The organism is Bacillus sp. S3 (assembly GCF_005154805.1).
Taxonomy (GTDB): Bacteria; Bacillota; Bacilli; order Bacillales; family Cytobacillaceae; genus Neobacillus.
Genome location: NZ_CP039727.1, coordinates 4,369,192 through 4,390,842 on the forward strand (window position 1 = coordinate 4,369,192; position 21,651 = coordinate 4,390,842).

The window sequence follows — 21,651 nt, forward strand, 5'->3', positions numbered from 1 at the left end:
ATGGAAATCCCCCGATCATCAAGGAATGAGGGATTTCAAATGTGTTTTTTATAAACCTATGAAATTAACCAACAAGGACCATCTTTTTACGTGACTCCAGTTTCTGAACAGCCTTCACAGCCGCTTCAAAAAATGTTTCTGAAATCGTTGGATGCGGGTGGATCATTTTTGCCGCTTCCTCTACGGTTCCTTCGAGATACATAAACGCTGATGCTTCGGAAATCATTTCCGTTACATGGGCTCCTGCCATCACTACGCCAATAATTTCTCCGTATTTCGCTTCAAAAATCACCTTCGTGAAGCCCTCGGGCTCTCCTGCACTTAATGCCTTCCCGCTTCCGGCAAAGTCAAACTTCTCGGTCCGGATTTCGATGCCCTGCTTCTTCGCCTCTTCCTCTGACAAGCCGACAGAAGCAATCTCCGGAAGCGTGTAAATGCAGCGCGGCATTACTTTGTAATCTATACGGTCTTGGATTCCGGCAGCATTATTCGCTGCCACCACCCCTTCCGCACTCGCGGCATGGGCAAGCTGCCAGCCGCCAATTACGTCGCCCACGGCATACACATGGCTAATGCTTGTCTCCATTTGATCATTTACCTTTAGGAACGGACCGTTTTGTTCGAGATTTACCTCTTTTACCGCAGACAGGTTTGGCCGGCGGCCTGTGCTGACAAGCAAAGTATCGGCTGATAGGGTCAACTCTTTGCCCTTTGCATCGACACAAACAACTGTTTTTGCACTGCCGGTTTGTTCCACTTGCTGGACTTTAGCCCCAACATGAAGCTTAATACCCTTTTTCTTCAAATTCTTTGCCAAAAACTTTGAGGCCTCGGCATCCTCTGTCGGCACAATCCGGTCAGCTGCCTCCACGATTGTAACCTCTGTTTTCAAGGCAGCAAAAATCGTAGCAAATTCGACGCCAATGACTCCGCCGCCAATAATGATCACCGATTTTGGAATATCCGGAAGATCAAAGATCGTATCACTTGTGTGATAGTGGACAGAATCAAGCCCTGGAATTGGTGGTACAGCCGGCGTTGAACCAGTTGCCACAATGACCTTTCCCGCCCCAATCGTCTCTTCCCCTGCGTCTGTTTTTACCATGACATTTCCGTCTGCCAAAAGCGTTCCAAAGCCGTTATAGACATCAATTTTCCCTTGTTTCAGCAAAAAGGCAATGCCGCCGCGCAAACGCTCGATGACGTCATTTTTTCGTTTCTTCATTTTATCAAAGGAAAGGGTCAGGGAGCCGGTTTCGATCCCCCAATCCTTCGCTTTTTCAATTTGTTCAATTATTTCAGAATGCTTTAAATAGGTTTTGGACGGAATACAGCCTCTGTTTAAACACGTACCGCCGAGAAAATCTGCCTCAATCAGCGCTGTTTTTTTACCAAGCTCTGCTGCATTTAATGCGGCTACATAACCGCCGGGTCCACCGCCAATTACGACGATTTCATAGGATGATTTCAACTCTTTCACCTCATTACACTAGTAACTCAAACGGATTTTCAAGAATTTGTTTCAATTCTGTCAAGAAGGCAGCCGCCGGTGCACCGTCGATGGCCCGGTGGTCAAACGATAAACTGAGCGTTATCATTGGGCGAATTTCTAGTGCCCCATTAACGGCAACAGGTTTATCAACGATCCGGCCGACTCCAAGAATCGCACTATCCGGCTGATTGATGATTGGTGTGAACGCATCAACCGAATACATGCCAAGATTACTGATCGTAAACGTAGAACCTTTTAGCTGATCTGGAAGTAATTTATTCTCCCGGGCACGCTTGCCAATGTCCTTCGCGTCTTGAGTAAGTTCAGAAAGCCCCTTAAAGAGCACATCTTTGACAACAGGGACCATTAACCCGCCAGGAACAGCCACTGCCAGTCCAATATGGACATGTCCATGCTGCACGATTTCATCGCCTTCAATCGATACATTCACTTCCGGATGACGAGAAAGGGCGGCAGCAGAAGCTTTGATTAATACTTCTGTATAAGATAAACGCAAACCAGTTTGTTTCTCAACAACTGGCAGAAGGGAAGCACGAATTTCCTTCACCTTCGTCATGTCCACATCTGTTGTTAAGGTGACGTGCGGCGCTGTATACGCACTTTGTGCCATCCGCTCAGCAATCACCTTCCTCATACCGGACATCTTCTTGCGCTGCGACTGTGCAGGCGCCGGAGCGGCTTCAGCTTTAGCGGCACGAGAGATGACATCCGTCTTGACAATTTTTCCGTTTATTCCACTGCCGGTAACTGCCGACAAATCAACCTGCTCGGCAACAGCAATCTTTCGGGCAAGCGGAGTTGCTTTCGGCATTGCCGATACGCTTTCGATAACTGCGACAACATCGCTTTTCTGGACACGGCCATTTGGACCGCTTCCTTGGATATTCCCTAATACCAGCTCATTCACCCTTGCAAGCTTCCGTGCAGCCGGTGTGGCGCGCGGCTTCTCGCCATTTTGACTTCCAGCGGGGGCTGCTTCCACAGATACCACTTTTGCAGGCGTCTGAACTTCAGCCTCTTCCTTTGCCGCTTCTTCAGAACCGGAAATTCCCGGCGAGGTGTCAGGCACCGTTTCCTCCGCCTCACCGATATAACCGATGATTTGATTGACCGGCACCTGCTCATCTACTTGAAAATATTTTTTCAAAAGGATTCCGGCATCGTAAGCTTCCACTTCGATGTTAATTTTATCCGTCATAATTTCAAACAACGGCTCGCCAATATCGACGCTTTCCCCTTCTTCTTTAAACCACTGAAGGAGGGTACCTTCCGCCATTGTCGAACTAAGCTTTGGCATGAAAATTTCTTTTGCCACTGTGAACCCCTCCTTCTATTTATATTTAACGGTTTCCCTAACAGCTGCCAAAATGTCAGGCACCTGTGGAATCGCTGCTTTTTCTAAATTTGGATTATATGGAATGGGCACTTCTTTACCGCCTAAGCGCTTAATCGGTGCATCCAGGTAATCAAACGCTTCACTTTCAGCGACCATGCTGGCGATTTCTCCGCCAATACCGCCGCGGCGAACGGCTTCGTGCACCACAATTAAGCGGCCTGTCTTTTTCACCGAGTTAATAATGGTTTCTTTATCAAGCGGTACAATCGTCCGCGGGTCGACGACTTCGACGCTGATTCCTTCTTTTTCAAGCACTGCTGCTGCTTCAAGTGCTTTATGAACCATAATTGCCGTAGCGACAATTGTTACATCTGTCCCCTCGCGTTTGATATCTGCTTTGCCTATTTCAATTGAATATTGCTCTTCTGGGACGTGTGAAGAGGTTTTATACAGTAATTTATGTTCGTAAAATATAACTGGATTGTTATCGTCCATCGCTGCTTTCAAAAGACCTTTGACATCATAGGCGGTTGAAGGCTGCACCACTTTCAAGCCGGGAATATGGGCCATCCATGCTTCTAAGCTTTGCGAGTGCTGAGCGGCTGCCCCTGTTCCGGAACCGGCCGGTGTCCGTAACACCATCGGCACTTTTCCTTTCCCGCCAAACATATAACGTGTTTTCGCTGCTTGGTTAACGATTTGATCCATTGCAATGGTGATGAAGTCTGAAAATTGCAGTTCCAAGATCGGACGCATACCCGTTAACGCAGCACCGACCGCTGCACCGGCAATCCCAGCCTCTGATATCGGGGTATTCCGCACACGTTCTGGTCCAAATTCTTCAATCATGCCGCGAGTAACACCGAACGCCCCGCCGTAAACACCGATATCTTCACCAAGGATAAAGACATCGTCATTTTGCCGCATTTCCTGGCTCATCGCTTCACGAACTGCTTCTAAATAAGTAATTTCTCTTGTAGCCATCATTTTCATCCTCTCCTGTATTATGCGTAGACATCCTCTAGTAAACTATCAATTGATGGTTCAGGGCTATTTTCTGCGAACTTTACCGCATCCTCTATTTCTTGAAGTGCCTCATCATGCAGCTGTTTCGCACTTTCTTCCGTTAAGACTCCTTCTCCAATCAGGAACTCTTTAAACCGCTTAATACCATCTTTTGCTCTCCACTCTTTCTCTTCTTCACGTGTGCGGTATTTTTTCGCGTCACTTTTAGAGTGGCCTTTCCAGCGGTATGTTTTCATTTCAATTAACGTTGGGCCAAATCCACCGCGGGCACGGTCTACTGCCTCGTTTACCGAATTCATGATCTCAACCATATCAAGTCCATCTACAACCTTGCCAGGAATTCCATATGCACCGGCGCGGTCAGCAATATTTTCAACCCGTGTCATTTCTTTCACCGGGCCAGACATGCCGTATTGGTTATTTTCACAAATAAAGACAACCGGCAGATCCCAAATCGCAGCAAGGTTAACGGATTCATGGAAGCTTCCTTCATTTGAAGCACCATCGCCAAAGAAGCAAAGGACAACATAGTTTTCTTTTTTCATTTTAGACGTGAGCGCTGCACCGACAGCAAGCGGTAAGCCGCCGCCAACAATACCATTCGCACCAAGGTTCCCTTTTTCAACATCGGCAATATGCATTGAGCCGCCTTTTCCTTTACAATAACCTGTTTCCCGGCCGAACAGCTCAGCCATCATTTTGTTAACGTCTCCTTCTTTGGCAATGCAATGGCCGTGGCCGCGGTGTGTGCTGACAATTTTATCCTTTCTGCCAATCACAGCAATCGAACCGGCAGCGGATGCCTCCTGGCCGACACATAGATGAGTAGTTCCGTGAATCAACCCTTTCGCAAAGAACTGATCCACCTTTTCATCAAAATAGCGGATGAGCCACATTTGTTTATATAAATCTTTCAACTTCTCTTCCGTAATCATCTCTGGCAGATTCATCGTTTTCATCATTTCTATTTCCTCCTTTTACATTTGTTCTGATATGTTACATTTGTAAATATCATAACCCTGATTACCCTTTCAGTCAAGTAAATACAGGCTGATTTTTCGAAAAATTTAATTAAAAAAAGGGAAAAGCGGTCAGGTTTTTTCGAACCATTTCCTCCCTTTTCCCTTTCGCTGTCACTGCAAATACGTTATTTAATTCTTGTCTTACTTTATGGTAATTACTGTTCCCTCTTCTATGGTTGGGAATTGATGCGGGTGCGCAAATACCGCTCCAGGTAACACTTCCTCCATTGGCTCTTGGAAATAAATTGAGATATGCCCTAATTCCTTAAAGTTTTTGTTTGCTAGTGTGCCAAGGGCTGTAATCGTAAACGACTCCCCGCCAAATTGAATCGTACCGCCCTCTTTTAATGGCTCCTCCGTTACGCTTTCAAATTCATGAATGACCGCCATTTCGCGCAATTCCTTTGGTGCCTGCGGGCCAAATAAGATTACAATTTTATCCTCTTTAAACGTCGGCACTAATACCCCGATTTCCTGTACAACTGATTTTGTCACGTTCTATACCTCCGATGTTTGTTTTTACAGTCTTACTAATGGGCGATTCTCAACACTTACTGGGAATAGCTGATCTTGAAGTGAGCGTAACTTCCAAACGGTTGTCGATGAATCTAATTCCACATCATCCAACGTTAAGAATTGGCCAAGTTTAATATCCTTTTTCACAACCACTTTACCGCTGATCAGGCCGATTGGAATATGGCCGTTTACTTTCATATCTACATGTGTCTCAAGAACACCGCGAACAGAATAGCCGCCGATGCCGTCTAATGTTTCGCCTGCTTTAATATCCCGTTTAGCCACAGCTACTGTTTCAGAAATTGGTGCACCAATTGGGTGGATGGATGAATCATGTTGTAGGACTGCTTTTGCAATTGTAATCGGTGTTTCCAAGCTCGCAAGGTGGTATGGGCGATATAGTGTATAGTGTGGCCCTTTCCCCACTTTTAAATAACGAAGTTCGTGGTCAACAGGCTCTAGGTCGCTTTTTACGATGACAAATACTCCAGGAGCAAGGCCGTCTACATATTCTACAACACCGAAACTGTCCAGCACGCCGCCATTTTCTTTTAGATCCAATTTGTCCGCCACATCTTGAACGGTTGCTGATACACCATGCATGCCGACTTTATCAGGCAGAAAACCGGTTGCATTACTTAACAGGTTCATCTCCGCCATTGTTTTCGTTCCATCTTGGAAGGCTGCAAGCATATGGGCACTCATTTGTTTTTGTTTCGCTTCCGCGGCACATACATCAGGATTTGACAGTGGGTTTAACTTATTATTTTTCCCTTTACCTGCAACTAATACTTCAAATCCCATTGTTTTCGCAAATTCATATAATTCTAGAGTTGCAGCCGGCTCATCGCCTGCAGAACCTGTATATACTAAGCCTGCATTGTTAAACATTTGATACATCACAGAACCGATGGTAATGTCTACTTCAACATTTAAAAGGACAAGGTGTTTTTTCGAGCGTAAGGTTTCTAGCGAGATATTTGCTCCGACCTCTGGCACCCCTGTCGCATCGACAATGACTTCCACCGTTGGAGATTGAATCACTTCACGAAAATCGCTTGTGACAATAACCGGGTTCCTTTTACTAGCTTTTGAGTTATAAAAGTCCGCTGCTCTCTGGGCAGCTTCCACGTTGACATCACATACACCTGCAACAATCATTCCAGGAATATTGGAAATTTGCGCGATCATTCCGAATCCCATTTGACCAGCGCCGATTACTCCTACTCTTATTGGCGCGTTTTCACGTTCACGTTGTAAAAGCTTTTGATAAACTGACATGTAAGATTCCTCCTAAATAGGTTCTTAATTTATAACGCTTACATTCTATCTAACTAACAAACACGATTAACTATTATTTTAGTTACAAATGTTATCCACTGTAACACTATCCTCGTTTGATTCACATATGTTACTTTACATACCATTTGTTCCTACAACTTTAGTCTATACCTCCATGTAAGGGCTGTCAAGAGTGAACTTTCAAAAAACTTATATAAATTTTTGGTCATCAATAAATAAAAAGCTGCACTTGAATGACGCCCAGTGCAGCTTTCTTCTCTAACTATTCAACCAAGGCATTTGCGGTCACTTCATCTGTAATCAGGACATGGATTAAGTTCCCTTCGAGGGCCGCTTTAATCGCCTCTACTTTTTCTAAACCGGAAGCAACACCGATCACAAGCGGGATCTGCTTTAACTTTTCAAGTTCGAGAGCAATGACCCGGTCGTTCCACTGATTTTCGACAGGCTTGCCGAATTTGTTAATAAAGTTATAGCAAATGTCACCGACAATTTCTTTGTCATCTATAATTGACTGAAAGTCTGAGCCTAAGTACGATTTCACCATTGTAGAATGCTCAGGGCTTCCCCCAATCCCCACCACGGCAATATTTGACTGCTCGGCAAGGGTAAACGTGCTGTGGATGGAAGGCTGCCGCATAAGCACTTCCTTCGCTTCCTTTGTGTCCACCATTACAGGGAGATGAAGAAATTCACATTGCGCTTGAAATGCTGCTCCAACTCTCGCAACAATCGAATTGGAGTGGATGTCTACCTGTTCGTTCCCCATTCCGCCTACTAATGGAACAACCGTAAGTTTAGGAAACATTTGGGGCGAATTCAACGCTTTGGCCACTTCATTCAAGGTGGTCCCGGAGGAGAACCCAATGATTTGTCCGTCCTTAATCATCCTTTGTAAAAATTCGCTCACTGCTTCTGCCAGCTGTTTCTTGGAAGATTCCTGTCCCACACTTTCAATACAGACAACCTCGCGAAGGTTATAAAGCCGCTCCACCTTCCGCTCTAACTGACTAAATTGATGCAAGCCCTCATCATGGATCGTGATTTCCACGATTCCCAGTTCCCTTGCCTTCGTCAAATATTTCGACACAAGCGAACGGCTGACACCGATGACTTCCGCAATCTCCGACTGGGTAGCTCCTTCGTTATAATACATTTGGGCCACTTTTACTAATATTCTTCTATTGTCAATAATAACCACCGAACAAACCTCTTCCCTGCCAATTTAGTACATACCGATGCTTGCAAAATAGGCAATCACAACAGCTGCTACACCAGTGATTAAACGGCTATATAAAACAGCCGGCACTCCGTAACGGACTGTTTCCGGTTTTGCTTCACCTAAAGATAGACCAACTGGAATAAAGTCACAACCTACTTGACCGTTAATCGCAAATAATGCCGGTAATGCATATTGCGGCGGAATATTTCCTAGTGCAATCTGACTTCCAATTAATACCCCTATAACCTGTGCAATAACCGCACCAGGTCCTAAAACCGGTGATAAGAATGGCAGCGTACAAATAATAACAATCACCAGAAGTCCCCATAATGACCCGGCAAGCGGAGATAAAGAGTTCGCAATGACATCACCAATTCCAGTATAATTAATAATCCCCATTAACATACTGACAAATGCCATAAATGGAATGATATTTTTTAATAACATTTCAACGGTATCACGGCCGGCTTGATAGAACGTTCCGGTTACATTTCCAATTCCTTTTGAAAACCGGAGCAGCAGATTTTCTTTTTGATGTTCTGCATGTTCTTTTTTCAGTTGTTGATAGCTTTCCTTGAATTTCTCCTTATCGCTCGTATCAAACTTAGGTTCATCTTCTACAGCCTCCTGCGCTCCGGCTGCTTGTGTATGTCCCTCTGCAAGTGCAATATCTTTTACGGTTACACCGGAAACAAAAATGTCCTCGGTGATATGCTTGGCGAGCGGACCTGAAGGTGAGGATGGAAGAATATCTACTGTCGGAATCCGCTTCATTGGATAGACGCCAATTCGGGCAGTACCTCCACAGTCAATGACCACACACATCATTTCCTCTTCAGGATAAGAGCCTTTAAAACCATCCACTGCCTCTGCACCTGTTAATTCTGCAATTCTTCTTGCTACCGGGTGAATACCGCCACCTGTGATAGAAACAACCTTGTTCTTTTTACCATTTGGCTCTATATAAAGGCCGACGCCCCAACCGCCTGAACCTTTTGATACAAATACTCCACGTTTAGTCATCTAGAACCTCTCCCTTCTATCTTGATTCCGCTTCTACTTTTTTAGCTAGATAGTTTGTAATTAACTCGGTCACAACCCCGCGGATAAAAATAATAACAATACCCACTAAAAAGTAACGAACAGCAAGGTCTGCGACCGGCAGGCCCAATTCCTTGATTCCATTGGCAATACCTAAATAGACAAAGAGCTCACCCGCGTTCGCGTATGGGAATAAACCCGTAACCGGATGAACAAATGAAACGGCGGAATCATAGAATGCCGGCTTTTGTTTCTCTGGTAAAAAGCGGCCAAATGTATATGCCATTGGATTTGTTAACAATAAGACCGATAGCACCGGCATTAACGTATAGCGCAGCAATGTATATTTCGCAGCGAACTGGATTGCTCTGCTTACTCTATCTTCCCCGACAAACTTAATCACCGCATACGTAAATGTTAGTAGTACGACCAACGTTGGGACAATTCCGGTGAATAACCCCATAAATGTTTCTCCACCCGCATTAAACATCCCGATGAAATGTTCCCCTAACCATTTAATCCATTCCATAATTTAGTTGCCCTCCTTTATGCTTCCATAGAAATTTTACTTTTTGAAATTGTCAGCAGTGCATTTTCTCCTGCTTGTAAAAGTGCCTGTTTAAACGCAGGCAACTTCTTCTTTGTATATTTTGCAGCACTGTCATTGACATCATTGACGATCTCCCCAACATGCTGCCCTTTATATGAATCTATCGATTTAAATTTTGTTAGAACCGACATTCCCTTTAACATGTGGCATTCATGAACAATATAGTCCTGATCGACGACAAGAACGGCAATGGCCCCTGGCCGGAGTTTCCCTCTTTGCATGCCGGAGAACATGAAATACCCATCTTCTCCTTTATAATCGCGAACAATTTTATCAATATTTTTCTTATAAGACCTGATTTGAATGAGTGACAGTACATATTGAACAATGAGAACGGCACATAGAATAATAGCTAACTGCACGAAATCCCTCCTACTCTGCTATCCTGCTTAGATTAACTACCGTTTCGCACCCCTTCCATTCGTGATATAGCGTTTTCATTTTTAGGTAAAACGCTTTCAATCATACGAAAAAATTTTTACATAAAAAGCAGTCTCAGTTGAACAAATGTTACGGTGTATAACTTCGAATTATATTTTTCACATTTGTTACAACACGTTGCATTTGTTATATATTTAGAATAATAAAAATGGTTGTGCCTGTCAATAATCTTTAAAAATATATTTTTACTAAAGGCTGCCGTTTATATAATTAAAAGTCGAATATACCACAGAAGAAAACAGCCTGCATCATCTGCAGACTGTTTCTTATACTACGCCAAAATTTGTGTTTTGATTTTTTCAAACATCGCATCTTTTCCAATTCCAGTTAACAATGGCACGCCGTCAATGATCTTACTCTTAATATTATCAGGTACTAGTGTCGTTGAAACGATAATATCATAATCATCGATTCTGCTAAGTTCCTCACTGATTTTGGATTGGTATAATTTCACCTTATTTTCCAAACCATTTTCTGCTAACCACGTTTTTACTTTCCCTGTCACGATTGTTGATGTTGCAATACCTGTTCCACACATAATTAATAATTTTTTCATAATTCATCACCCTTTTTTTATAATTTGTTTTTCTTGTCCATAGGACGTTCTGTAAAAATGGTTGCATGAGGCAATGACCTCTTTGCTAAGCGGCATGAGGTCAGGCTCATGCAATGTTGCATAATGGGCATATTCTGCTGTTTCTTCTAAAATAACCGCGGCCTTCAATGCATACTCAATATCTTTTCCAACCGTAAATACTCCATGACTTCGAAGCAAAACAGCAGGTGAATCGCCAATATGATCAACAATTTGTTTTCCTACTTCTTCCTCACCAATAGCAGCAAAATCAGAACATGGAACATTATCCTTAAAAATATTGGCGGCGGTTGTCGTATAGGACGGGATATCCATCCCCCGGATAGCAAAACTAGTTGCGAACGGGGAATGGGTATGAACAATACAATGAATATCATCGCGCTGTCTATAGACATATAAATGGCTTGCCGTATCCACTGACGGCTTCAACTTACCCTCGATTACATTACCATCCAAATCAACGACAACCATATCCTCAGGATTTAAGGCATCAAAGTGGACGCCGCTTGGTTTTATTATCACTCTGTTACTCTCACGATCCCGATAACTAACATTTCCGCTCGTCCATTTCACCAAATTGTACTCTTTTAACGCTTTATTTGCTTTACAGACTAATTGTTTTAAGTCCTCTAACATCAGATTCACCACCTCCTTTCATTTTCATAACTGTTTTTATAGGCTAGCACTTTGGTCTTTGCCTAGTTTCGCATCACGTTTCGGTTTGATTTTATTTAAGTAAATTAATCCCGCAAAGGCAACAACGCCAATAATGGTAATTCCCGCCCAATTGAGGACCTTTGCCAGGCCGACAAAGATAAACGTCGTCCAAACTGCTCCATCTACTAGTGCAGAAATACTTGAATTTCCAGCCATATCAAACTTTGCTGCTAAAGCTGAATCAGTAATTAACGGTGCTGCCCATGAAGCGATTAACAAACCAACCGCCATATAAATCGTTCCGGCTACAACAGTACGGATAATATTCCCTCTGAAAACAGGTGTCATTAAGCAGACTAAAAATGGAATTGTTGCTAAATCCCCAAATGGTAAAACTTTATTGCCTGGTAAAATAACTGCTAAGAATAATGTAATTGGCACAATGATGAGTGATGCTGATAGAACTGCCGGGTGCCCCACGGACAAGGCACTGTCCATCCCGATATATAAATCACGCCCTGGCATACGCTTTCTGACAAAATCACTTGCTGCTTCCGAAATTGGCGAAAGCCCTTCCATTAATAGCGACACCATCCGCGGCATCAGCATCATAACCGCTCCAGTTTGAACTGCAAGCTGCATGATTTCTGTGACATTATAACCGGCAAGAATCCCAATGACGATTCCGATTAAGACACCCATAACAGTGGAATCACCGAAAATTCCGATTCTCTTTTGGATTGATTCTGGGTCAGCCTCTAACTTGTTAAAGCCTGGTATTCTATCAAACACCCAGTTTAATGGTTTTGCTACTAAATAGGATGGCGCAGATGCACCATGCGGGAAGGTGATATTTTGGAACCCATAAAATTTGCTGATATCTTTGGCAATTAAATCTCCTAAGAAGAAAATTACTACTAAATGAATCGCAATCGTATATAATCCAAGGGCAAAGTTTCCGGTTAAGGCATATACAAGTGATCCCGTAAAGGCACAGTGCCAGTAATCCCAAATATCAACATCAAGTGTTTTCGTAAGACCGGTAATTAACAAGACAACGTTAATACCAATACCTAGTGGAATGGCTAAACTTCCTAACGCTGTACCATAGGAGATAGCCGCTGCCGCCGGCCAGCCGACATCTATCGTACCCAGCTGGAAGCCAAAATTATCGACCATAGCCTTTGCCGCAGGTCCTAAGCTATTTGTTAATAAACCAATAACTAGATTCAAACCGACGAATCCAATACCAACGGTTAAGCCTGCCTTAAAGGCTTTCCCCGGTTTTGTTCCCAGAATAATTCCGAAAATAAACAATAGAATTGGCAGCATAACGCTTGCACCAAGATCAACAAACCATTGTAAAACTGACATGTATAGTCCCCCTCTTAAAGTTATTCAAGTCCAACCTTGCTTAAAAGTCCCTCTAATTCTCTTTGATTTTTACAAGCAGCGAATTCTGTTAATAATGAACGATCTTGAAAAATCCCCATCAATCGTTGCAGCATAGTTAGCTGGTCTTCTGCTTTTTTTAAGGCGAGCATGAAGATTAAGGATACATCAACCTCTTCATTGCCATTCCCCATCATTTGGAACTTGACAGGTTTTTTTAAGGAGGCAAAAGCAATTTGGGGTGTAAAGACTTTGTCTGCATCTGTATGAGGAATAGCGACCCCATACGGTTCTACAGCTAATCCTGTTGGAAATGTTTCTTCACGCTCCAAAATTCCTTCCTCAAACGAAGCGGATACCAGGTCTGCCTCCTGTAATGACAAGGCCATTTGCCTTAGTGCATCCTGGCGATTCTTTGCTTCTAATTCAAAAAAGGTTATTTTTCTATCAAAAAACATGGTAGTTCCTCCTTACAATTCAAATGCCATTTATGATAAACCAGGCATCGGAAGCATCATTTGCGCCAATCAGTTCGGAAATTTTTTCTTCATCCTCAGCGAGCTCGACTAATTGTGATAATGCCTTTAAATGGCGGTTTTGATTATAAATGGCAAGCGGTGTGATAATCGATACATGATGTCCGTTTGCAAACTTGACTGGATTTTTTAATATAAGCATCGCAAATGCGTCGGCCGTAACGCCTTTTTCTGGAGCAGCATGCGGAATCGCCATCTTTTTACCTAAAAAACTATAAACCTGTTGACGATCATTTTCTCCAATTAACGTTGTCACATAGGACGGTTTAATGATATTGCTTTTTACAAGCGGTTCGCAGGCAATGGTGATCGCCTCCTGCCACGTGGTAACCTGATCTCTAAATTGAATAAACTCACTTGGTAAAAATTGCTTTAAGCCGAAGGTGACATTTTTAAGCTCTTTCGCCTCTTTCCTTTGATTCTCTTGAAAAAGCTTTGACAAAGAGGTTAATAAGGCCATTTCATCTGTAACAATGGCATTCTCTTTTATTGTCGTTATTAATCTACTAATGTTGATGGTGGCATAGCTTTCCTTGTCGACAGTGTTAATAACCTGCCTTCGCAATGATTCTTTTTCACTTAATGTCATTAATGGATTAATTAAATACATTGGCTTTTCCGACTGTACTGGAATCGTGCTAAAGACAATCTCGTATTCGAGCTGATAGTTTTGAAATTGACGTAACGAGAGACTTTCAGCAAAGTAAAATTCCGGAAAGATTTCCTTTAGGGTTTGCTGCATGATTTTTGAAATGGTTAAACCATTTGTACAGACAACTAAGGCTCGTTTCTTTTTATTCAGCTCTTCACCCTGTTTGATTAGCTGCCCGGCAAGAAACATGGTGATAAAGGCTATTTCACCGGGAGGGAACGTTTCGCCAATTAAGTCCTCTAGTGGCTTGATGGAGGATGTGACTATTTCATGCAAATCCATATATTCCTCAATCATTTTGGCTGAAAATTGATTTTTTAGTGTTAAATGATATTTGATTCGATAATAAGCAGGGCGCATATGGAGCAGCAATTTGTCCAAGATTTCCTCTTTGTCGACAATGAAGATACAGGATTTTTTCTCAAAAAGATCAATCATTTGACCAACAGCTGTTTTTAATTCGTTAATCCGTTCATTGGTTAAAATATCAGCTGAGCGAACATTGGAAGTAAGCAGCTGTAGGGTGAGCCAGATTCTTTCGGAAATCGGCACTTCCATGTTTTCTTTTAAAAGCAGTTTGGAGGCAGCATATTCTTCCGTATCTGCCAGTTCATCCAAGCCAATATAAAAATCAGCGTTGAGCAGATGGCCTTGTTCTATTCTGATAAAAATCAGTTCAATCATGTATGGCAATTTTTCATAGCTTTCATCTGTTAAATGAATGTTTAACGATTCCTCAATCGACTTCACTTTTTCCTGCGTTGTGGAAATATTGAGTTGTAATAACTTCTCGAAATATTTATGACCGTTAAAAAAGTTTAAAACAGATTTTACGACAACGATTAGCAGTTTCCGGATTTGGAATTCGTCACCGACAATGTCATAGCCCTCGGATCGGGTATAAACAATAGATAAAGAGTATTTTTTAATTAGTTCTGATGCTTCCTTAATATCACTAATTCCCGTATTTTTACTTACATTTAAGAGATCGATAATATGAAAGAGGGAAACATCTTCTCTTTTACCTAATAAATATAAAATAATTAAAAGTGCTCTTTCTTTTTCAGTTGGGATATATTCCTCCAAATGGTTGGAATCGGAATCCCCTTCTGAAAAATGGGCAAATATTTTTTTATCAATAATAAAATTCCCGTTTCTGCTTTTTGTGATTGGAACTAAGTTTTTCGTTTGCAGCCACTGATTGATCTTTTCAAGGGAATATGACACTTGTCTTCTGCTCAAATGAAATTTATCTTCGAGTTCCTTATTTTTTATTTGTGGAGTTTTGATCAATTCATGTAATAAATTGACACTTCTATCATCAAGGAACATTCACTACAACCTCCTTATAGTTCAATTGTATTTGAAATGTTGTGAAATTTGTAACCGTTTTCATCCCAACTTTTTACCTACCATACCTCCTTTTTGTGTTCAACATTGTACTGAGGCAGTATAATCAATTTTCCATTTGTTCTAACTGATAACATTTGTATTACCATAATACGATTTGCCGGTCATTTCAATTGTTTTCACAAAATAGTCCTACAAATAAATAAAAGCAATGCGCCGTCTTTGTTTGACAGTGCATTGCTTTTGGTTTGATTTAATAGGTTTGTTTCTGGTGCCATTTCCAGGCATCAGCAATAATTTTTTCTAAATTCCGTTCGGCTTGCCAGCCTAATTCGGAGTAAATCTTATGGGAAGATGCAACAAGGCGGGCCGGATCACCCGCACGGCGGTCGGCCATTTCCACGTTTGCCTTCACTCCTGTTACCTTTTCACATGTTTCAATAACTTCCTTAACAGAATAGCCAAGTCCGTTGCCAAGATTATATGTCTCAGCCGACTTCTTCCCTGACAGCAAGGCCTCAAGTGCATAGATATGGGCGTTTGCTAAATCAGTCACATGAATATAATCCCGGATACACGTACCGTCCGGTGTATCATAATCCGAGCCAAAGACAGCGACTTTTTCACGCTGGCCTAACAGCTGTTGTAGGACAATAGGAATTAAATGTGTTTCAGGGTCATGACTTTCACCAATCCTTGCTGATCCATGGGCACCGGCTGCATTAAAGTAGCGCAGCACCACATAATTCAACCCGTAGGATTTTGAAAAGTCTGCGAGAATCTGCTCTACCATTAACTTGGATTGACCATACGGATTAATCGGTGCAGTGGCACTTGTTTCATCAATAAGTTCAACATCAGGAATTCCATATGTAGCTGCAGTAGAGGAGAAAATAAATTTTTTCACCTTAAATTTCAACATGACTTTTAACAGTGTTAAAGTGGAGGCAACGTTATTTTGATAATACTTTAAAGGATCAATAACAGACTCCCCGACTAAGCTATAGGCAGCAAAGTGCATCACGGCTTTAATCGGATAACTTCTGAAGACCATATGGAGATCGTCCTCATTGCCGAGATCTCCTTTGACAAAGATGGCCCGGCTATCTACGGCCTCGCGGTGCCCCGTTGACAAATTATCGAGCACAACGACCTCTTCTTTTTCAACTAATTCCTTAACAAGATGGCTGCCAATATAGCCAGCTCCGCCAACGACGAGAATCATACTCATTTCCCCTTCGAAAGAATTTTATTCACGCATTCCATTATAACATTACACACCAAAAATCGCGCACAGTGAATGCTTACTAATATTTCCCTACTACCTAGATTATAAAGGGTGTCAGGCACCATTAAGGTATAATGCATGTTTTTTACGTTTAGAATGGGGTTAAGGTGGTGGTGTTATGAGGGGTTTGTTGATTTTGGTTTGGGGTGTTGTGATTTTTATTTTTACTTGTACGGCGAGTTTTCATAGTCTGATTGAATTCGGGGTGATTGGGTTTGAATGGGATAGCCGTCCACATTTTGCTGAGCTTTTGTTCCCGCTGCCTGCTGCTTTAAGCGGACATTTCCTGCTGCAAAAGTTGGGACATTTGACTGCATTTTTTATTTTCACCTTTTTACTGCACACGAAATTCCAATCGAGAATGCTCGCCCTAATCATAGCTACCTCCTATGCAGCATTAACCGAGTTTCTTCAATTATATTTCACTCGGGATGGGAGACTATTTGATATCGGTATTGATGGGATCGGTGTCCTTTTGGCTGTCGGGGTGAGCAGTTTCTCGCGTCGCACCCAATTTGATAAATCAGCATGAGGGTAAGCACCCCAATATTAGAGCAAAATATAATATGCCTATTGAAAATCCAGCCAAAAGCGAATAATATAATTAAGTTATAAAAAAAAACATTCGTGTTTCGGAGGACCTCTATGTTTAAACTCAAAGAAAATCAGACAAATACAAAAACGGAACTGATGGCGGGGATTACGACCTTTTTTACCATGGTGTATATCGTTGTGGTAAACCCGGTCATTCTTGCGGATGCCGGTGTTCCATTCGAGCAGGTTTTTTCGGCCACCATCATCGCCGCTTTGGTCGGGACCCTTTGGATGGCGCTTTTCGCCAATTACCCAATCGCCATCGCACCGGGTATGGGCCTGAACGCCTACTTCGCCTATTCTGTTGTCGGCAGTCACCAAGGCATCAGCTACCAAACCGCCTTTGCCGCCGTTTTCATTGCCGGTATTATTTTTGTTATCTTATCGTTAACACCATTTCGGGAAAAATTAATTGAAGCAATCCCGGAAAATCTTAAGCACGGAATTACTGCAGGAATCGGATTATTTATCGCCTTTATCGGCCTGCGCCAGACGAAAATCATTACTGCACACCCGTCCAATCTTGTCGGATTGGGCGATCTCCATTCCCCGGAAGCCATTTTAGCGATTGTCGGTCTTGCCGTCACACTTATTTTAATGGCACTAAGAGTGAATGGCGCCTTATTTTTCGGGATGATTGTTACTGGTCTGGTTGCCTATTTTACCGGTCAGCTTTCTTTTGATAAAGGGTTCATGTCCCTGCCTTCCCTTCCGGAGGGGCTGATGGTTGCTAATCCCATCATGGCATTGACTGACGTAGTCCAGCACAGCCTTTACGCAGTCGTGTTTTCCTTTATCCTTGTCACCATTTTTGACACGACCGGTACGATGATCGGAGTCGCCAACCAAGCTGGTTTAATGAAAGGAGACAAATTGCCGCGCGCCCGTCAGGCATTGCTCTCAGATTCACTAGCGACAGCGGTCGGTGCCATGTTTGGGACAAGCCCGACAACGGCCTTTATTGAATCAACTTCAGGTGTCGCTGCCGGTGGCCGGACAGGTTTAACCTCGCTCACGGTTGCTGGATTATTCATCGTTTCAGCTTTCTTCGGCCCGCTCGTCAGTGCTGTGTCCGGAATTGCAGCGATTACGGCACCGGCTTTGATCATCGTCGGCAGCCTGATGATGGGCAGTATCGCCAAAATCCGCTGGAATGAACTTGATGAAGCGTTCCCGGCATTTTTAACGGTTTTAAGTATGCCGCTCACCTCGAGCATTGCAACGGGGATTGCACTTGGTTTTATTAGCTTCCCGCTATTAAAAATCACAAAAGGCAAATGGCGTGAAGTCCATCCACTCGTATACGTTTTTGCGGTATTGTTCTTTATTCAACTTGCTTTTTTACAACATTAAAAAATGGTCCATCTCGCGATCAAAACGAGATGGACCATTTTTTCTATCTCCTGCTAAACGACTGCTTCACTCGGCTGCTTTGCTTCCTGCCTCTCTTCCTTTATTAAGATCCCGCCAATGATTCCTACCAGTGAGAACACAACAGGAATCATAAATCCGTAACGGTAACCAACAGTTGAGGAATGAAAATAATCTAATACCTTACCAAACATACTTGGCAGGAGGACGGCACTCAGAAAACCGCCCATATTGGCAAACCCTGAAACCACACCGACCTCTTTCATTTCAAACGAATTCCTTACTACAGCAAACGTCAATGAACTGGCGCCATTTCCATACCCTATGAGTAAAAAGATGATCACAAGCATTATATATGGCGGCTTGCCGCTAAAAAATAGAAAGCCCATCCAGCTGATAAAAACAAACAAATGCACAATCAAATAGGGACGTTTAATCGACCCCAAGCGACTGGAAATCCAGCTGGTCAGCGGCGCACCGACAATCGCACCGAAAAGACCTATCATGATGAGCTGACTCGCATCCGACCTCGACATATCATATACATGCATCCCATATGGAACTGCCCATGAACCGATGAAGCCCACATACGTACCGACAACACCAAAATGGCATAGGAATGTCGCCCATGCCTGGCGATGGGTAAAAACCCGGCGTAAGATTACCCGCGTTTTTTCCTGTGTTTTCTTCTGTTTCGCCTTAATAGGAGCATCCTGCGGAAACAGCTGCTTTGGCTTCCGCTCAAGCACATAATAGAGGAGGATGCCGCACAGACATAACACAATCCCGGATGTTAAAAATGGAGCCCGCCATCCTGCTTTGGCAATCCATGCAGAAAAAGGAACCGTGGCAAGCAAAAAGCCAAAGCTGCCGGACATTCCTGCAAAACCGAGCAACCCAATAAATTCTCTTACTTTAAACCACTGGCTTAAAATAATCACCAAATTGACCCATATGGCCGCATCCCCCGTTCCCACCAAAAACCTGGCAAAAAGGAGCACATATTCATTCGGAGCAAGACTGTACATGAGTGTACCAATTCCATTAAGCAGCGCACCAACAATCAGAAATAGGTTGGGGCCGAAACGGTCTGATAAAATCCCAATTGGCACTTGAAAACCGGAATAGGCCAAAAACTGTATACTTGTCAGTAATCCGATGACAGCTGCAGTGAGGCTGAATTCCTTCATTAATTGATCCGAAATTAATCCCGGGGCTGTTCGTTGACTCACAATTAAAAAATATGCAAACAATACCGTAGCAAAAACAACCCATCTATACCTGCTATTTTGTTTCTCCAAGAACCTCTACTCCCGTTAGCTTTTATTCTTTCCATTATACGCTATTTTTCATTTAGGAAATGACCGTTTATATTATGTAAATGTTTTCATCAAAAAATATTTCATGGTTGTGATTTATTACACATACAAACTATTTCTGATAATTTAAAATATTAGAAAATTGGAAATCAGGTGAACATATGAATTGGATACAAGAAAATACAGATATGGAAGGGTTGTTTGATTCGCTAAAATTGCTTGGAGTGGATGTTGTGTTTGGCAGCAGCAATCTCTGCCAAGAAACAATGACTCTCACAAAAAATGAAAATATTCGTTACTTTCAATTAAAGCATGAACAAGCAGCTGTCCACGCTGCGGACGGTTATGCCCGGGCAACAGGAAAACCGGGGGTTGTACTAATCCAAACTGCATCAGGTATCACCAACGGCATTACCGGAATCGCGACTGCCTATAGCGATTCTGTACCACTCGTCATTATCGCTGGGCTGCGGAATCAAAGCTCCCTCAAATCGCAGGCATGGCAAGAATTAAATATTTCAGGACTCACGATGCCGATTACGAAGCATGCCTTTGCACTCAGCGACTTTGATGATCTTTCCGTCATTCTTCAAGATGCATTATCGTTTGCCGCAAATGGAAGACCTGGCCCTGTGTTAGTTGAATTGACTGCAGATTCCACACTCATGGTAAATCGGAAAGAGGGACAGGGGCACCACACATCCAAGCAAACAACGGTAAATGCGAGGAAACAAGAAAAATCACTTCAGCTTGCAAAAGAGTATATCGAAACTGCCAGAAAACCAGTTTTATTGATTGGCGGCGGTATCATTTCATCAGGTGGAGCCGGGCATTTAAAAGAGTTGGTGGAACAGTCACGCATTCCTGTCGTCAGTTCCTTGCTGGGGATTGGTGCGATGGATGCCGCCAATCCTTTATACTTGGGTATGCTTGGTATGCACGGGACCTTTGCCGCTAATAAAGCTGTCCATCATTGTGATTTATTAATTTGTATCGGGGCACGATTCAGTGACCGGGTAACAGGGAAAATCAGCGGTTTCTCGCCTAAATCGAAAAAAATTCATATCGACATTGACCCTGCGGAAATCAACAAAATCATTCCGGTTGATCTGCCGATTGTCAGTGATGCAAGGGAGTTTCTCAGCGAGTTAAAGACTCAATTGGACTACCAGCTAATTAAGGAGAACACAGAAATTTGGACAAATGAGGCCATAGATTGGAAGCGGACTGTCCCGCGCTTTGACAAGTCTAAAAGTGCATTAAGCCCTCAGTCAATCATTCAAATGCTGAATAAACATGCCGATGAGGACACAATTGTCGTCACAGATGTCGGCCAGCATCAAATTTGGACTGCCCATCATTATGCCTTTTCCAATCCGAGAACACTGCTGACATCCGGTGGTTTAGGGACAATGGGGTATGGTCTGCCGGCGGCGATTGGTGCCGCTGCAACGTGCCCGGGAAAACCGGTCATTTGTGTTTCAGGGGATGGCAGCTTTCAAATGAATCTGCAAGAATTGATGACGGCCGTAAAGTACCAGCCGCCTATTAAAATAATCATCTTGAATAATGGCTATCTTGGGATGGTGCGCCAATGGCAGGAGCTATTTTATAATGGCCGGTATTCATCGGTTAAAATGTCGTCGCCAAATTTCGCCCAGTTAGCGGAGGCCTATGGAGTGGCGGGATATAGAGCGGGATCTGAAGAAGAAGCTCGGAAAGTAATTGCAAAGGCATTTCATCACACCGGACCTGCCCTGTTGGAATTTGACGTCGTCGAAGAAGAGAACGTCTACCCAATCGTCCCGCCCAACCACAGCAATCATCAAATCATCTTATCGCGGTAAGAAAAATATCAGGAGCTCCTC

General features: G+C 43.0%; 20 protein-coding genes. 3 read left to right on the plus strand and 17 right to left on the minus strand.

Features of this window, described 5'->3' with window-relative positions:
* Positions 1-64: 64 nt before the first annotated feature.
* From lpdA to galE, 16 genes are all read right to left on the minus strand, one after another.
* Positions 65-1,471, minus strand: coding sequence for a dihydrolipoyl dehydrogenase (gene lpdA / locus FAY30_RS21140; RefSeq protein ID WP_149871718.1), 1,407 nt, complete (start codon positions 1,469-1,471; stop codon positions 65-67).
* Between the two features lie 13 nt (positions 1,472-1,484).
* Positions 1,485-2,828, minus strand: coding sequence for a dihydrolipoamide acetyltransferase family protein (locus FAY30_RS21145; RefSeq protein ID WP_149871719.1), 1,344 nt, complete (start codon positions 2,826-2,828; stop codon positions 1,485-1,487).
* Positions 2,829-2,843: 15 nt separating this feature from the next.
* On the minus strand, positions 2,844-3,836 hold the full coding sequence (locus tag FAY30_RS21150) for an alpha-ketoacid dehydrogenase subunit beta (protein ID WP_317845672.1): 993 nt from the start codon (positions 3,834-3,836) through the stop codon (positions 2,844-2,846).
* Positions 3,837-3,853: 17 nt separating this feature from the next.
* The gene (locus FAY30_RS21155) at positions 3,854-4,837 is read right to left on the minus strand and encodes a thiamine pyrophosphate-dependent dehydrogenase E1 component subunit alpha (RefSeq protein WP_149871720.1); all 984 of its coding nucleotides are present in this window, start codon (positions 4,835-4,837) and stop codon (positions 3,854-3,856) included.
* A gap of 201 nt (positions 4,838-5,038) precedes the next feature.
* Complete coding sequence (locus tag FAY30_RS21160; RefSeq protein WP_149871721.1) at positions 5,039-5,392, minus strand: PTS glucitol/sorbitol transporter subunit IIA; 354 nt, start codon at positions 5,390-5,392, stop codon at positions 5,039-5,041.
* A gap of 24 nt (positions 5,393-5,416) precedes the next feature.
* Positions 5,417-6,694, minus strand: a complete 1,278-nt coding sequence (locus FAY30_RS21165) for an NAD(P)H-dependent oxidoreductase (protein WP_149871722.1) — start codon at positions 6,692-6,694, stop codon at positions 5,417-5,419.
* Positions 6,695-6,977: 283 nt separating this feature from the next.
* Positions 6,978-7,916 carry a sugar-binding transcriptional regulator gene (locus FAY30_RS21170; RefSeq protein ID WP_149871723.1) on the minus strand — a complete coding sequence of 313 codons (939 nt, stop codon included), beginning with the start codon at positions 7,914-7,916 and terminating at the stop codon, positions 6,978-6,980.
* A 24-nt stretch (positions 7,917-7,940) separates the two neighbouring features.
* A complete protein-coding gene (locus tag FAY30_RS21175) occupies positions 7,941-8,960 on the minus strand; it encodes a PTS glucitol/sorbitol transporter subunit IIB (protein ID WP_149871724.1) in 1,020 nt (339 codons plus the stop codon).
* Between the two features lie 16 nt (positions 8,961-8,976).
* A complete protein-coding gene (locus tag FAY30_RS21180) occupies positions 8,977-9,507 on the minus strand; it encodes a PTS glucitol/sorbitol transporter subunit IIC (protein ID WP_149871725.1) in 531 nt (176 codons plus the stop codon).
* A 17-nt stretch (positions 9,508-9,524) separates the two neighbouring features.
* Entirely contained in the window at positions 9,525-9,950 is a 426-nt protein-coding gene (locus FAY30_RS21185; RefSeq protein ID WP_149871726.1) for a transcriptional regulator GutM, read from the minus strand.
* Between the two features lie 350 nt (positions 9,951-10,300).
* A complete protein-coding gene (locus FAY30_RS21190; RefSeq protein WP_149871727.1) occupies positions 10,301-10,585 on the minus strand; it encodes a PTS sugar transporter subunit IIB in 285 nt (94 codons plus the stop codon).
* Between the two features lie 6 nt (positions 10,586-10,591).
* A complete protein-coding gene (locus tag FAY30_RS21195; RefSeq protein ID WP_149871728.1) occupies positions 10,592-11,260 on the minus strand; it encodes an L-ribulose-5-phosphate 4-epimerase in 669 nt (222 codons plus the stop codon).
* Positions 11,261-11,296: 36 nt separating this feature from the next.
* Positions 11,297-12,655, minus strand: coding sequence for a PTS galactitol transporter subunit IIC (locus FAY30_RS21200; RefSeq protein ID WP_149871729.1), 1,359 nt, complete (start codon positions 12,653-12,655; stop codon positions 11,297-11,299).
* 20 nt (positions 12,656-12,675) lie between these two features.
* Positions 12,676-13,131: a PTS sugar transporter subunit IIA gene (locus FAY30_RS21205; protein ID WP_149871730.1), complete on the minus strand. Its 456-nt coding sequence runs from the start codon at positions 13,129-13,131 to the stop codon at positions 12,676-12,678.
* A gap of 19 nt (positions 13,132-13,150) precedes the next feature.
* Positions 13,151-15,193 (minus strand): BglG family transcription antiterminator, encoded by a 2,043-nt coding sequence (locus tag FAY30_RS21210; RefSeq protein WP_149871731.1) that lies wholly within the window; start codon positions 15,191-15,193, stop codon positions 13,151-13,153.
* Positions 15,194-15,464: 271 nt separating this feature from the next.
* The gene (galE, locus tag FAY30_RS21215) at positions 15,465-16,436 is read right to left on the minus strand and encodes a UDP-glucose 4-epimerase GalE (protein ID WP_149871732.1); all 972 of its coding nucleotides are present in this window, start codon (positions 16,434-16,436) and stop codon (positions 15,465-15,467) included.
* Between the two features lie 181 nt (positions 16,437-16,617).
* Between galE and FAY30_RS21220 the strand changes: the two genes are divergently transcribed.
* Both FAY30_RS21220 and FAY30_RS21225 read left to right on the plus strand, forming a co-directional pair.
* Complete coding sequence (locus FAY30_RS21220) at positions 16,618-17,031, plus strand: VanZ family protein (protein ID WP_149871733.1); 414 nt, start codon at positions 16,618-16,620, stop codon at positions 17,029-17,031.
* 113 nt (positions 17,032-17,144) lie between these two features.
* Positions 17,145-18,446 (plus strand): NCS2 family permease, encoded by a 1,302-nt coding sequence (locus FAY30_RS21225; protein ID WP_149871734.1) that lies wholly within the window; start codon positions 17,145-17,147, stop codon positions 18,444-18,446.
* 53 nt (positions 18,447-18,499) lie between these two features.
* Here the strand turns inward: FAY30_RS21225 and FAY30_RS21230 are convergent, their stop codons facing one another.
* Positions 18,500-19,765 carry an MFS transporter gene (locus FAY30_RS21230; protein ID WP_149871735.1) on the minus strand — a complete coding sequence of 422 codons (1,266 nt, stop codon included), beginning with the start codon at positions 19,763-19,765 and terminating at the stop codon, positions 18,500-18,502.
* 179 nt (positions 19,766-19,944) lie between these two features.
* On the opposite strand from FAY30_RS21230, the gene ilvB reads away from it, so the two are divergent.
* Complete coding sequence (gene ilvB / locus FAY30_RS21235) at positions 19,945-21,630, plus strand: biosynthetic-type acetolactate synthase large subunit (protein ID WP_149871736.1); 1,686 nt, start codon at positions 19,945-19,947, stop codon at positions 21,628-21,630.
* Positions 21,631-21,651: the final 21 nt, after the last annotated feature.